This is a genomic window from bacterium (genome assembly GCA_019912885.1).
Classification (GTDB): domain Bacteria; phylum Lernaellota; class Lernaellaia; order JACKCT01; family JACKCT01; genus JAIOHV01.
Map to the genome: position 1 here is coordinate 1 of JAIOHV010000044.1, position 14,182 is coordinate 14,182.

Consider the following 14,182-nt stretch of genomic DNA (forward strand, 5'->3'; position numbering starts at 1 on the left):
GCACCCAGCCGCCCCACAAGATGAACGGCACCTGTGAAAAAACGTGCGACACGATCGCCGCGGGCAGGGCGACGTCTTTCGGGATGCCGACCATATCCGCTCGCGGAATCGGCGCTTTCCGTTTTGGCGTCGTCACGCCGCCCCTCATTTCGCCGCCTTGTAGAACTCCTCGATCGCATCGACGACATAGCGCTGCTGCGCTTCGGTCAGTTCGGGGTAGATGGGCAGCGAGATGACCTCGCTCGCGGCGCGCTCGGCCTCGGGGAACGCGCCTTGCTCGTAACCCATGTACGAAAAGCACGGCTGCAGGTGCATCGGCACGGGATAGTAGATCGCGCAGCCGACGTTTTTGGCGCGCAGATGCTCGATCAGACCGTCGCGGTCGGCGACGCGCAGCGTGTACTGGTTGTAGATGTGCCGGCCGATCGGCGGTTCGGGCTCGAGCGCGGGATCGCCCTCGGTCACGGGGTTTTCGCGATGGACGGGCGCGACCGCGTCGCCCGGCCGCGCGAGGACGTGTTCGCCGAGAAGGCCGGCATCGGCGAGCATGGAGTCGTAGCGCGCGGCGTTTGCCATTCGCGCGGCGTGCCACGCGTCCAGGTGCGGCAGTTTGACGCGAAGGACCGCGGCGATCATCGCGTCCAGGCGGAAGTTCCCGCCGACGAGCTCATGGTGGTAGCGCTTCGTTTCGCCGTGCTGGCGGAGTTTGCGCACCCTGTCGCCGAACGCCGCGTCCTTCGTGACGACCATGCCGCCGTCGCCGGGCGCGCCGAGGTTCTTGCTCGGGAAAAAGCTGAAGCATCCGGCCCGCCCGAACGAACCGGCGAAACCGACATCCGGGTGACCCGCGCCGATCGCCTGCGCCGCGTCCTCGATGACGGGAATGCCGCCCGCCGCCTCGAGGATCGCCGGCATGTCCGCCAATCTTCCGAAAAGATGCACGGGCACGATCGCCTTCGTGCGCTCGGTGATCGCGTCGCGCACGCCCGCGGGATCGATGTTGAACGTGTCGGGCCGGATATCGACGAACACCGGATACGCGCCGAGGCGGTGGATGACGCCCGCCGTCGCGAAAAACGTGAACGGCGTCGTGATGACCTCGTCCTCGCGGCCGACGCCAAGCGCCATCAGCGCGACGAGAAGCGCGTCCGTGCCGCTCGACACGCCGATCGCCGCGCCCTTTTTGATGCCGGCGTATGCGAGCACCTCGCGTTCGAGCGCCTCGACCTCGGGGCCGTTGATGTAGACGTGCGTCGATAGCACGCGCTCCATCGCGGCGCGCACGTCGGCCTCGATGGGCTTAAACTGCGCGGCCAGATCGAGCATGGGAACGCCGGTCATCGTTTCGCCTGCCTCGGTCATCGGTCAGCCTCCCCAATAAACATGCATCACGCGCGGTACACGTTCGCCAGATCGCGGCGCCGAATCGCGTTTCGCGTATCGACGACGATGGCCGCCTCGCGCGCGATGCGCTCAAAGTCGATGCCGTCGTGCGCGGTGGCGATGAGCACGGCGTCGTATCGCGTCAGGTCGTCAAGCGGCACGCTTTGAAGGCCCGCGAGATCGGGATACTCGCGCGTGGGCTTGATCTTTGGAATATGCGGGTCGTGATAGGCGACATCCGCCCCGCGCGAAAGCAACAGGCGCACAAGACGCAGCGACGCGGACTCCCGCAGATCGTCCACGTTTTTCTTGTAGGCCATGCCGACGATCAGGATGCGCGCGCCGCGCACCGATTTTGAACGATCGTTCAGGGCGATGGCGAGGCGCTCGACGACGTATTCGGGCATGCGCGTGTTGATCTCGCCGGCCAGTTCGATGAAGCGCGTCGGCACGCCGACCTCCCGCGCCTTCCATGTCAGGTAAAACGGGTCGATGGGAATGCAGTGTCCGCCAAGTCCGGGGCCCGGATAAAAGGGCATGAAGCCGAACGGCTTGGTCGCGGCGGCGTCGATCACCTCCCAGACGTCGAGGTCCATCGCGTCGAGCACGAGCTTCATCTCGTTGACGAGCGCGATGTTCACGCCCCGAAAAATGTTCTCCAGGAGCTTGGCCGCCTCCGCCGCCGCGAGCGAGGACACGGGTACGACGGCCGTCAGCCGGCCGTACAGCGCGCACGCGAGCGCGAGGCTTTTTTCGTCGAGCCCGCCGACGATCTTCGGGATGCGCGTGCAGTCGAATTCCTTGTTGTGCGGATCCTCGCGCTCGGGCGAATAGGCGACGAAAAAATCCTCGCCGGCCACGAGCCCGGAGTGTTCCTCGAGGATCGGCACGACCACCTCGCGCGTGGTGCCGGGATACGTCGTTGACTCCAGGACCACGAGCTGACCGGCGCGAAGGTGCGGCGCGATCTGCTCCGCCGTCCGTTCGACGAACGACAGATCCGGTTCGCGGTGGCGCGTCAGCGGCGTCGGGACCGCCATGAGAAGCGCGTCGCATTCGCTCGCGCGCGAAAAATCCGTCGTCGCGGACAGGCCCGCGCCAAGCGCCGCGGCGACGCGCGCGGCGGGCAGATACGCGATGTAGCTGTCGCCCCGTTCGATGGCGGCGACCTTGGCGGCGTCGATGTCGAATCCCAGGACGCCGAGGCCGCGCTCGACAAAGGCGAGCGCCAGCGGCAGGCCGACGTAGCCGAGCCCGACAACGCCGACGACGGCGCGATCGTTTTTCATGCGTTCGAGCAGTTTTTCGAAATCCAAGCCGACCTCGCGGGTTGATCGCGCGCCGCGTCAATATTTTCCATTGCGCGGGGAATGTCCATTGGGCGAAAATCAAGGATTGAGGATCGAGGATTGAGGATCGAGTGGAATCGCAAGTCGCCTACGCGACCCATCGTCCCACGCCGGATCCTCGCGAAAACCGTGGCGCCGCCTTCGCGGTCCTCACACTGCGCCGCAGCTCGACTCAATCCTCAATCCTCAATCCTCCTTTCATCGCCCTTTTCATTCCGGCCGCCGTTTGCCTAAAATGCGCGGCTTCCAGGGTGTCACTCCGATGAATGTTCAATGTCCCATCTGCGACAAGAAAATTCCGATCCCGGACGCGGAGCTGTCCGCGGAGGGGACGCAGGTTCGCTGCCCATCGTGCGAGCACGTGACGCGATTTTTCGTCAAGGATGCGACGCCGCCGCTTGGCCTTAAAAAGCCGGCCAAGGGCGCCGGGTCCTCACGCCACAAGGGTAAAGCCGCCAAGGACGCGCCCGCGCCGCCGGATTTTCCGCCGCAGGATTCCGATACGTCGGCGCCGCCGGACGTGAACGACGAAACGACTCCCGCGGCCGATGACACGGCCACCGCGGCAGCCGAAATCGCGTTCGGGGAAGCCGAGTCCCCGCCGGCTATCGACGAATCCGGCGAAACGGATGCCAACGGCCGGCGGCTCGTTTACGCGAATCCCAAGAAGGTGAATCGCTGGGCGGAGCCGGACCCGCCCCCGCCTTCGCGAAACGGCGCCCCGCCGAAAAAGCGCGTGCTGACGCGGGGCGTCTGGCTTGCGCTTGTCCTCATCGTTTTTCTGGTCGTCGCCGCGCTCGCGGCGGTCTTGCTCTTTCCGGTCACGACCGGCGGACCGGGCCGCGCGCCGGATCAGCCGGCCGAAAAGCTCGCACCCGACGTTCTCGCCGCGCAGGCGTATCAGCGAGCACTCGAGCTCGATCGCATGGACACCGCGGAGACGCGCCTGGAGGCGCTTTCGCAATACCACGAGGCGCGCCGGATCGGCGGGGACGCCTATCGCAAGGCCGACGCGCGCGTGGCTTTCGTGAACCTGAAAACGGCGATCACCGAGGGGCGAAACAAGGACTCGGAGGCGGTCGTGAGCGCTTGCGGCGAGGCCGAGGCGCTCGACGCCGACACCAAAAACACGCGCGAGGGACGCATCGCGCTTTCGGCGTGCCGGCTCGCACGGGGCGCGTTTGACGAGGCGACGGCGTATGCGCGCGCCGCCGCCGAGGCCGACGAAGCCGAACTTGCGGGCCGCGAGGACGGCGAGGCCGCCCGGCTGCGCGCCGAGGCGCTCGTCCTTCTGGCGCGCGTTTTCGTCGCGACCGGCGACGCCAAGCGGGGGCAAGAGACCGCAACGCACGCGGCAAGCGTGGATCCATCGAACGTCGGGGCGAACCTCGTGCTCGCCAAGCTCGCCTCGGACAAGAAGAAGTGGAAAGAGGCGCTTGCGCACGCGCAAGCCGCGAAAAACGCGAGCCCGGCGCATCAGCAGGCGCGCGAGGCCGTCGAGCATTACGGCGATCGCGTCAAGGGGCTGGTCGCCGGCGGCGTGCCGGGGGACGACAAGGAGCTGGGCACGACCGCCGAGAAGCAGCGCGCCGCGCGCGAGCGGATCGCCAAGGCCCGCGCGTTGCGCGAAAAGAAGGCGAATCACCGCGCGATCGGCGAACTCGAGCAAGCGCTGAAGCTTTGCCCCGCGTGCGCGGACGCACATCTGGAGCTTGGCTGGGTGTATTATGCGACGGGCCGGCAACAGGCGGCGATCGCGTCCTTCGACGCGGCCCGGGAGCTTGGCGCGGCGCAGGCGAACTATGGCCTCGGCAAGGCGTATCAGCAGCTCGGCATGATGGAACTGGCGACGCGCGCGTACACCGCGTATCTCGAAACCGATCCGCCGGCGGAGCATCGCTCCGACATCGAGGCCGCGCTGGCCGCGATGAAGGAGTAGGATCGTTCGGCGCAAGTGTGCCCCGCTTGCGCCCGGCGGTCCCTGGCTTTCTTGACAGCCGCGGGCGCCGCCGATAAACGCGAAACACCCGCCTCGCGGCCTTTTTTGGAGCAACGTTGTCCATCGACGAAAAAACCGTCCGCCACGTCGCGCTATTGGCTCGCCTTGATCTTGCGGGCGTGGATGTCGAGCGCGTCACGCGCGATATGAACGCGATCCTCGAGCACGTCGGCGAGTTGGCGTCGCTCGACGTTTCCGGCATCCCGCAAACGGCGCACGCGCGCCCGCAGCCATTGCCGCTGCGCGAGGACGAGCCTTTGCCCGGCCTGTCGCACGAGGACGCGCTTGCCAATGCGCCCAAGCGCCAGGGCGGTTTCGTCGTCGTGCCCCGCACGGTCGAAGGGGGCGGCGCCACGTGACGCTCGACGATCTCACGCTCGCCGAGGCGTCGCGACGGGTTCGCCAGCGGGAGGGCACCTGCGTGGAGTTCGTCAACGAGCACATCTCGCGCATCGCGCATCTCGAGCCGCGCCTGAATGCGTTCGTCACGTCCACGGCCGAGGACGCGCGCCAAAAGGCGGACGAGGCCGACAAACGCATCGCGGCGGGCGAGGATCTTCCGCCGCTTTTCGGCTTGCCGATCGCGCTGAAGGACATCCTGTGCACGCAGGGCGTTCGCACGACGGCGGCGAGCCGGATTCTCGGCAATTTCGTGCCGGCGTATTCGGCGACGTGCGTGGAAAAGTTGTGCGTCGAGGCGGGCGCGATCAGTCTCGGCAAGACGAACATGGACGAGTTTGCGATGGGCAGCTCCGGCGAGAACAGCGCGTTCGGCCCGACGCGAAACCCGCACGACCTTTCGCGCGTGCCGGGCGGGTCGTCCTCCGGCAGCGCCGCGGCCGTCGCGTCGGGCATGGCGCTTGCGGCGCTCGGCACGGACACCGGCGGCTCGATCCGCCAGCCCGCGTCGCTTTGCGGCATCGTGGGGCTGAAGCCCACCTACGGCCGCGTGTCGCGATTCGGCGTCATTGCGTACGCGAGCAGCCTCGATCAGGTCGGGCCGATGACGAGGACAGCCGAGGACGCGGCGATGTTGCTCGAGGCGATCTGCGGGCACGACCCGCGCGATTCCACGAGCAGCCCCGACGCGGCCGGCGATTTCACGAGCGGACTGAAAGACGGCATCGACGGCCTTTCGATCGGCGTGCCGGCGGAGTATTTCGGCGAAGGGGTCGATCCCGCCGTGGCGAAAACGGTGCGCGAATCGATCGAACGCGCGCGCGAGCTTGGCGCGTCGATCCGCGAGATTTCGCTTCCGCACACGCGGTACGCGATCGCGACGTATTACCTTGTCGCGCCGGCGGAGTGCTCAAGCAACCTGGCGCGCTACGACGGCGCGCGCTACGGCGTGCGCGAGACGGCCGGCGACCTGCTTTCGATGTACACGAAAAGCCGCAGCGCGGGGTTCGGCGACGAGGTGCGCCGCCGAATCCTGCTTGGCGTATTCGCGCTGTCGGCCGGCTACTACGACGCCTACTACGGCCGCGCGTGCCAGGTGCGCACGCTGATCGGCCGCGATTTTGAACAGGCGTTCGAAACCGTGGACCTCATCATGGCGCCCACCTCGCCGGAGACCGCTTTCGCGCTTGGCGAGCGCGCCGACGATCCGCTGCGCATGTACATGTCCGACGTGCTGACGATCCCCGTGAACCTCGCCGGCCTGCCGGGCATGTCGATCCCCTGCGGCGTCGATGCGCACGGCCTGCCGATCGGGCTGCAGATCATCGGCCGCTGGATGGACGAGGCGCGGATGCTGCGCGCGGCGCACGCGATGGAGCAGATTCTGCCGCCGCGGCCGGTGCCGGCGTTCCGGGGGATCGAATGAGCGCGCGGCCGTACGACATCGTCATCGGCCTGGAGGTGCACGTGCAGCTCGCCACGCGCACCAAGGCGTTTTGCGCGTGCCCGACCGCGTTCGGCGAGCCGGAAAACACGCAGGTCTGTCCCGTGTGCCTGGGCATGCCCGGCAGCCTTCCGGTGATGAACAAGCGCGTTGTGGAGATGGCCGTCGCGCTGGGCCTGGCGACCGGCTGCGCGATCAACCGCGAATCCGTCTTTGCGCGCAAGAACTATTTTTATCCCGACCTGCCCAAGGGTTATCAGATCAGCCAGTACGATCGCCCGCTGTGCGAGCACGGGAAGCTGCCGGTCGTCGTCGGCGACACGCTCCGCGAATTCGGCATCACGCGCATCCACATCGAGGAAGACGCGGGCAAGTCGATGCACGGCGGCGGTGGATCGCTCATCGACTACAATCGCACCGGCGTGCCGCTTCTGGAGGTCGTCTCCGAGCCCGACTTCCGTGACGTGGAGGAGGTGACCGCGTACCTCAAGACGATGCGGCGGCTCGTGCGTCGATTGGGTATTTCAGACGGCAACATGGAGGAGGGCTCGCTGCGCTGCGACGCCAACGTGTCCGTGCGGCCGACGCCCGCGGATCCGTTCGGCACGCGCACGGAATTGAAGAACATCAACAGCTTCCGGTTCATTGCGCGCGCGATCGAATACGAGGCCGCGCGGCAGTGGGATGCCCTGGAGCACGGCGAGGCGATCGTGCAGGAGACGCGCCTGTACGACGCGGAAAAGGGCCGCACCTACTCGATGCGCGGCAAGGAAGAGGCGCACGACTACCGCTACTTCCCGGACCCGGATCTTCTGCCGCTCATCGTCGAGGACGATCTCATCGAGGTGCAGCGCGCGGCACTTCCGGAACTTCCCTGGCACACGCACAAACGCTTTGTCGAGAAGCTTGGCTTGTCGGCGTACGACGCCGCGGTGCTGACCGGCGACGATGCACTGGCGGATTATTTTGAAGCGGTGCTCAAATGCGACGTGCCCGCCAAGCTCGCCGCGAACTGGGTGTCGTCGGAACTTCTCGGCGCGCTCAAGCAGCGCGATCTCGACCTGGAAAGCTCGCCAATCCCGCCGGCGCGCCTGGCGGGCCTCGTGGCGCTCATCGCGTCGGACAAGATCACGGGCCGCATCGCGAAAGACGTGCTCTCGCGCATGTTCGAGTCGGACAAATCCGCGGAAGACATCGTGGCCGAACTCGGCGTGACGCAGATCGCCGACGAGAGCGAAATCGAAAAGGTCGTCGACGAGGTCATCGCCGAAAGCCCGATGCAGGTCGAACAGTACCGCGCGGGCAAGCAGCAGGTGTTCGCCTATTTCGTCGGGCAGGTCATGAAGAAAACGCGCGGCCAGGCGAACCCGAAGATCACGCAGGCGCTGTTGAAGAAGAGGCTGGAAGGCTGAAAGGCTAAAAAGGCTGGAAGGTCATCGCGAATCGCGTATGACGTTGGTGATTTCATTGTATCGCTCGCGCGAATTGTCATCCCGCGATTTGTCATCCCGCGATTTGTCATCCTGAGCGAAGCGAAGGATCTGGCCGGCCCTGGCCGACGCGTTCTATTCAACGCACATCTGCGCGCCGTGCCCACAATAATTTACGCCGGTCGCTACTCCATCGATAAAAAGATTTCTTGACCTTTGTCCGGGACAGGAATACTCATGATCGCTGAATGAAATGCGATTGGGGGTTGGGTATGTTCGTCCGATATCCCGTTCGGGGCGCATGGCGGCCTTCTCTTGTCCTTTTTCTGATTACCTTCTTGCTGACACTGATGGTTCTCGCCTCGTGCGGGCGCGTGGGCATCGTGGACAAGCCGGGGCCGGAGTACAGCTACGAAGATCTGTACGGCGGCGGCGACGCCGAGCGCGATGCGTCCGGCGAGGGCGATCCCGTCGACGACGATGACGACGACGACGACGGCGGAGATGACGATGACGGCGGAGATGACGACGATGGCGGAGATGATGATGATGATGACGACGACGGTGACGACGATGACGGCGACGATGACGACGATGACGACGATGACGGCGATGACGGCGACGATGACGACGATGCCATCGATGACGATGACGATTTCGCCAACGACATGAGTTGCGCCGAGGTCGGCGAGGGCATGTTTCTGGATTGCGGAATTTCGTTTCGGGATCCCGACGGCAATCTGCTTGACGAAGACACGCTGCGGGAATGGTGCGAACTCTCCGAGGATTGGATCCATGACGCCGGCGCCAAGACCGACAGCCCGACATGGAATTGCTTCGCGGACTGCCTGGACCTCGGAACGTGCGATGACAACTGCTTCGATGCCTGCTTTGATGTCTCCTCAAGCGGCGGTTGCGCCGATACGGTCGCCGACATGTACGACTGCGGCATCGCCTTCGTGATGCCGGACAACTTCGATTATTACCTCTTCCCCGAAGACGTAGCGTCGGTTTGCGACGTCATGAACAACGACTGGAAATGCTATCAGGCGTGCCTGGACAACGACTGCCCTGGCAACGTTCAGGGTGCGCTCGGTTGCATGATCGCTTGCGACGCCGCGTGAATTGAGCGAAGGAGCGGGAACGTAAACGAGGGCGAGAGATCAAGCGAAGTCACGCGCGCATGTTTGCGTTGCGATGGCCTTCCAGCCTTCCAGCCTCTTCCCTCAACACCCGCAACAGTTCCCGTCCTTCTCGCCGTCACGGTCCTTCGGATCGTCCGCGTCCGGGTTCCAGTAGTCCGGGTCGTCGACGGGGTCGGGTTCGTCGTCGTCGTCGCCGCCGTTTAGCGTGTCGCCGCCGTCGTCGGTTTCGTCGTCGTCATCGCCGAACTCGCCAAGACCGAACGGCTCGCCGAATTCCCATTCGCGGCCCCAGTCGTCATCATCGTCATCGTCATCGTCGTCGTCGCCGAGGATGGTTTCGCATGCGTCGGCGGATTCGTCGCAGGTGTCTCCGGCCTCGCATGGATCGCCCTCGGAGACGCACAGCATCTCCGACTCCAGACAGACCTCGGGGCCGTTGCAGAAGTAGCCGTCGTCCGGGCACGCGCGGCCGGTGTGCGCGCATGAGGACGCGGCCTCGTCGCAGTATTCGTCGCCGTTGCACCACAGGCCGTCGTCGCCGCAGGGATCGCCCGGGCTAACGCACGCCGACAGATCCTCATCGCAGGTTTCGACCCCGTTGCAGAAAATGCCGTCCTCCGCGCACGGGTCGCCGGAGTGCGTGCATTCGTCGACGCTCTCGTCGCAGACCTCGTCGCCGTTGCAGAAGACGCCGTCATCGCCGCATGGATCGCCTGCGTGGACGCATTCGTCGCCATTTTCGTCGCAGCTTTCCTCGCCGTTACACCACAGGCCGTCGTCCTCGCAAGGATCGCCCGCGGACACACATTCGCGCGCGTCCTCGTCGCAGCTTTCGGCGCCGTTGCAGAACTCGCCGTCCTGCTCGCACGGATCGCCGGAAGACACGCACGCGCCGGCGCCTTCGTCGCAGCTTTCGTCGCCGTTGCAAAAGACGCCGTCGTCGCCGCAGGGATCGCCCGAATGCACGCACGCTTTCTGGTCTTCATCGCAACTTTCCGCGCCGTTGCAGAAAAATCCGTCGTCGTCGCACGGATCGCCGGTGTGCGCGCAGAGGTCGAGCTGCTCGTCGCACTGCTCCGCGCCGTTGCAGTAGAGGCCGTCGTCGCCGCAGGGATTTCCCGTGGTGACGCACGCGTCGGTCGATTCGTTGCAACTTTCGACGCCGTTGCAGTACTCGCCATCATCCGGACACGGATCGTCCGTGACGGCGCACTCGGAATTTTCCTCGTCGCAACTTTCGACGCCGTTGCAGAACAGGCCGTCGTCGGGGCAGGGATCGCCCGAATGCACGCACGCGTCGAGCGATTCATCGCAGCTTTCGACGCCGTTGCAGAATGTGCCGTCGTCGCCGCACGGATCGCCCGTGTGCATCGAACACGTTCCCGCCTGGCAGGCGTCCGCGCCGTTGCACCACGCGCCGTCGTCGCAGGACTGCCCGTTGTTGTCTGACCAGCCCGCCGGATCGGCGGCCTGATCGCACACCAGGCACACGTTGTCGGGGTTCGTCGTACCGTCGCGATAACAGGCGTCATCGATGAGGCAGCCGCCCGGGCAGTCGGTGCGTACGTGCACGCCCGACGGCTCGCCCGGCTGGCCGCCGACGGACCACGGGCTCGCCAGTCCGTACGGCGTCGTCGCGGGATCGAAACGCAGCCGCGCGCGGTGGCGGTACGCATCCGGTTCGGGCACGACAACGGGCGCGACGTGCGCGTCGCCGCTTGCGGTATCCGCCGCCGGTTCGATCGTCGATACGCCGGTGAACGGCGCATCGAACGGCGCGATCTCCCATTCGACCGACGCGCGCCCGCGCCCGAACGGCAGGGCGGCGACGGATTTCATGCGGTAGCGCGTTCCCGAATACGCGGTCGTCCACGGATGCAGCACGCGGTCAAATCCCCAACGCAGCGCGTTTACCGGACGCGCGACCCCGCCGCGATTGCCGAGGTACACGAACGCGAAGCCCTCGTCGATCTGGTCGCCGTGGAAGTGCGGGCCGCCGACGAGAAAGTCGGCGACGCCGTCGCCGTTCATATCGCCGGCCGCCGCGACGGACGCGCCGAGGTTCGCGTCGGTCTGCCCGCCAGCGGCGGTCCATGCGGGTTCGGCGGAAAGCCCGCCCGGCCCGCCGAGGTAGAGGAAGACTTTTCCTTCGTAGGTTTTTGTCGTGTTGAAGAAGTTCGCGCCGACGAGCAGGTCGGCGTATCCGTCGTGGTTCACGTCCCCGGCGGGCGCGACGGACACGCCGAAGTTGGCCAGCGACTGGTTTCCCTCGCCGATCCAGGACGGCGACGCGGGCAGGCCCGCGGCGGATCCGTAAAACACGAGCGCGCGGCCCTCGCGGAACTGGTCGCCGGCGTGCGTCGGCGCGCCGACCGCGATGTCGGCGTATCCGTCGCCGTTCACGTCGCCGGCCGACGCCACGGAAAATCCCGCCTTCGCTTCCGAAACATTCGATTCGAAGGTCCACGCGCCGGAGGCCGTCACGCCTTCGGGCGAGCCGAAATAGACGGCGACGCGCCCTTCGTTCGCGTTGCCGTTGGCCCATGTCGGCGCGCCCGCGATCACGTCGGCGAATCCGTCGCCGTTCACGTCGCCGGCGGAGGCCACCGCGCTTCCGAGCGCCGCGCTCGCGCGCCCGCCGATCGTGGAGAACGACGCCGCCGCACCGAGGCCGTCGGGCGATCCGTTGAAGACAAAGATCGCGCCTTCGTCCGCGTTCGATCCGTCCCAGCCCGACGCGCCGACGACGACATCCGGATGCCCGTCGCCGTTCACGTCGCCCGCGCCCGCGACCGCGATGCCGAGATACGCGTGCGCCTGATTGGCTTCCGCAGTCCAGCCCGCCGCCGGAGACAATCCCGAGGCGCTTCCGTAATACAGGAACGCGCGCCCTTCGTTCACCTCGCCGGCGTCAAAGAATTGCGCGCCGACGATAAGATCCTCGTAGCCGTCCGCGTTCACATCGCCCGCGAACGCGACGGAGCTGCCGAAACGCGCGTTGGACTGATCGCTCTCCGCGGACCAGGCGGGGGCCGCGACCACGCCTCCCGGCGCGCCGTGGTAAACGAACACGCGCCCTTCGTCGAGTTGCGGATTGTCGTGGCTCTTGGCGGCGACGGCCACGTCGGCGAATCCGTCGCCGTTCACGTCGCCCGCGCCCGCGAGCGCCAGGCCGAAATCGGCGCCGGTCTGATTGCCCTGCAGGATCGCCTGCGCCGCGCCGGGCATGCGTGCACCGCCGCGATAGACGAGCACGCGGCCCTCGCCGGACTGCCCGTTCGAATATCCCGGCGCGCCGACGAACAGATCGGCGAATCCGTCGCCGTCGGCGTCGCCCGCCGCGAACACCGCCGCACCGAGCCGTGCGCCCGCGTGCGCGCCGACGAAGGTCGCGACGGGGGTGTTCGAGGGTCCGGCCGCGCCGCCGAGAAACACGTACGCCGCGCCCGCGCCCGACGCGATATCCGGCGCACCGGCGATGATGTCGGCATATCCGTCGCCGTTTACGTCACCTGCCGGACCGACCGCGAAACCCAGGTGCGCGCCGGCGCTGTTCGTTTCAAAGCTCCAAGCGGGGGATGCGCCAAGACCAAGCACGCCGCCGCGATAAAGATAGACCACGCCTTCGGCCGCCTGGTCGCCCGCGTCCGGCGCGCCGGCGAGAAGGTCCGCGTAGCCGTCGCCATCCGCGTCGCCGGCCGTGGCGACCGAAGCGCCAAACGACCCGCTCGCCGTTCCATCGAGGGTTGCGTCCGGCGCAAGCGACAGGCCGCCGGCCGATCCATGAAACACGCGCACGCGACCGGCGCCCGCCGCGTAGCCGGGTGCGCCGACGGCCAGATCCGCGAAGCCGTCCGCGTTCACGTCGCCCGCCGTCGCCACGGCGAAGCCAAACATCTCGCCGGGCTGCGTTCCGTTGAACGACCACGTTGGCGTGGGCGCGGGTCCGGACACGCCGCCGTGGAAAACGTAAACCGCGCCCTCACCGCTTGCACCGGAGTCGTCCGCGCCGAGCGCGAGGTCGGCGTATCCGTCGCCGTTCACGTCGCCGGCGAAGGCGACCGCGATGCCGAGCGAGGCGCCCGCGGCCGATCCGGCGATTGACCAGTCGGGGGGAAATGCGGGACCGTCGGGTCCGCCAAACCACACGTAGGCCGCGCCTTCTCCCGACGCACCCGCACCGGGCGCGCCCGCGACGATGTCCGCATAGCCGTCCCCGTTGACGTCGCCGGCCGCGTGGACGGACGCGCCGAGCGCGGCGTTTTCGCCGTCACCGAACGCGGCCCAGACGGGTTCGGTCGAAAGGCCGTCGGATGTGCCGAGATACAGAAAGACCGCGCCGTCGCCCGCGTTGACCGTGGTGTATCCGTCCGCGCCGACGACAAGATCGGAATAGCCGTCCCCGTTGACGTCGCCGGCCGTACCGCCGGAAACGCCGAATGCCGCGCCGGGGCGGTCGGATTCAATCGACGCACCGAGCGGCAGGAACGGCGGCGGCGAGTCGGCGAAAACCGGCGCCGCGCCCGCGAGGGCGACGCCTAAGGCGAGAATGGCAAAACGGGACGCTGTCCGCGAAAGCACCTTCCCTGGCCCCTTTCGCTCGCGGTGTGGCCGCACCCGTGGCGGCGGTAATCCTTGTATCGGCAGATGGGGCGGGACTCTTGAACCGGCGAGCGGGCGGAATGAAGTCGCGCCGGCGGGTGCGCGCTCGTCAGCGGGTCCGTCCGGTCCATTTTGTCCATCTTGTCCATTGCGCCGTCGGGCACGGGCGCGGGATCCCAAACCGCATCGGGCACAAAAAAAACGGGGGGACGAATCCCCCCGTTTCCGGTTTCTATCGGCTTGCCGTTTACGCGGCGTCGCAGGCCGTCATGCAGGCGAGCGCGCCATTGACGTCACCGGGGCAGTCGTTGTCGATGCAGGTCTGGTAGCAGGTCCAGTCGTTGTCCATGAGGTCGCAAACCTGAGCGGCGTCCTCGGCGAACACGAAGTAGTCGTCGCCGAGCGTGAACACGATGCCGCACGCATACATG

9 protein-coding genes are annotated in these 14,182 nt (G+C 66.8%); 5 read left to right on the forward strand and 4 right to left on the reverse strand.

What is annotated here, in order from left to right:
- Positions 1-144: 144 nt before the first annotated feature.
- A complete protein-coding gene (locus tag K8I61_03450) occupies positions 145-1,362 on the reverse strand; it encodes a DegT/DnrJ/EryC1/StrS family aminotransferase (GenBank protein ID MBZ0271065.1) in 1,218 nt (405 codons plus the stop codon).
- Between the two features lie 26 nt (positions 1,363-1,388).
- Positions 1,389-2,672: a nucleotide sugar dehydrogenase gene (locus K8I61_03455; protein ID MBZ0271066.1), complete on the reverse strand. Its 1,284-nt coding sequence runs from the start codon at positions 2,670-2,672 to the stop codon at positions 1,389-1,391.
- Positions 2,673-2,994: 322 nt separating this feature from the next.
- On the opposite strand from K8I61_03455, the gene K8I61_03460 reads away from it, so the two are divergent.
- From K8I61_03460 to K8I61_03480, 5 genes are all read left to right on the forward strand, one after another.
- Positions 2,995-4,671 carry a zinc-ribbon domain-containing protein gene (locus K8I61_03460; protein MBZ0271067.1) on the forward strand — a complete coding sequence of 559 codons (1,677 nt, stop codon included), beginning with the start codon at positions 2,995-2,997 and terminating at the stop codon, positions 4,669-4,671.
- A gap of 116 nt (positions 4,672-4,787) precedes the next feature.
- Complete coding sequence (gatC, locus tag K8I61_03465; protein ID MBZ0271068.1) at positions 4,788-5,090, forward strand: Asp-tRNA(Asn)/Glu-tRNA(Gln) amidotransferase subunit GatC; 303 nt, start codon at positions 4,788-4,790, stop codon at positions 5,088-5,090.
- Positions 5,087-6,556 (forward strand): Asp-tRNA(Asn)/Glu-tRNA(Gln) amidotransferase subunit GatA, encoded by a 1,470-nt coding sequence (gatA, locus tag K8I61_03470; protein MBZ0271069.1) that lies wholly within the window; start codon positions 5,087-5,089, stop codon positions 6,554-6,556. The genes gatC and gatA overlap by 4 nt, the downstream gene beginning before the upstream one ends.
- Positions 6,553-7,986 (forward strand): Asp-tRNA(Asn)/Glu-tRNA(Gln) amidotransferase subunit GatB, encoded by a 1,434-nt coding sequence (gene gatB / locus K8I61_03475; GenBank protein MBZ0271070.1) that lies wholly within the window; start codon positions 6,553-6,555, stop codon positions 7,984-7,986. Before gatA ends, gatB begins: the two co-directional genes overlap by 4 nt.
- Positions 7,987-8,342: 356 nt before the next feature.
- Positions 8,343-9,128 (forward strand): hypothetical protein, encoded by a 786-nt coding sequence (locus K8I61_03480; GenBank protein MBZ0271071.1) that lies wholly within the window; start codon positions 8,343-8,345, stop codon positions 9,126-9,128.
- Positions 9,129-9,230: 102 nt separating this feature from the next.
- On the opposite strand, the gene K8I61_03485 is transcribed toward K8I61_03480, so the two are convergent.
- On the reverse strand, positions 9,231-13,730 hold the full coding sequence (locus K8I61_03485) for an FG-GAP-like repeat-containing protein (GenBank protein ID MBZ0271072.1): 4,500 nt from the start codon (positions 13,728-13,730) through the stop codon (positions 9,231-9,233).
- 268 nt (positions 13,731-13,998) lie between these two features.
- On the reverse strand, positions 13,999-14,182 hold a 184-nt coding region (locus K8I61_03490), incomplete at its 5' end, for a hypothetical protein (GenBank protein MBZ0271073.1).

Coding starts and splice junctions, on each gene's coding strand:
- K8I61_03450 (MBZ0271065.1), bottom strand. CDS start 1,362: ATGACCGAGGCAGGCGAAACGATGACCGGCGTTCCCATGCTCGATCTG.
- K8I61_03455 (MBZ0271066.1), bottom strand. CDS start 2,672: ATGAAAAACGATCGCGCCGTCGTCGGCGTTGTCGGGCTCGGCTACGTC.
- K8I61_03460 (MBZ0271067.1), top strand. CDS start 2,995: ATGAATGTTCAATGTCCCATCTGCGACAAGAAAATTCCGATCCCGGAC.
- gatB (MBZ0271070.1), top strand. CDS start 6,553: ATGAGCGCGCGGCCGTACGACATCGTCATCGGCCTGGAGGTGCACGTG.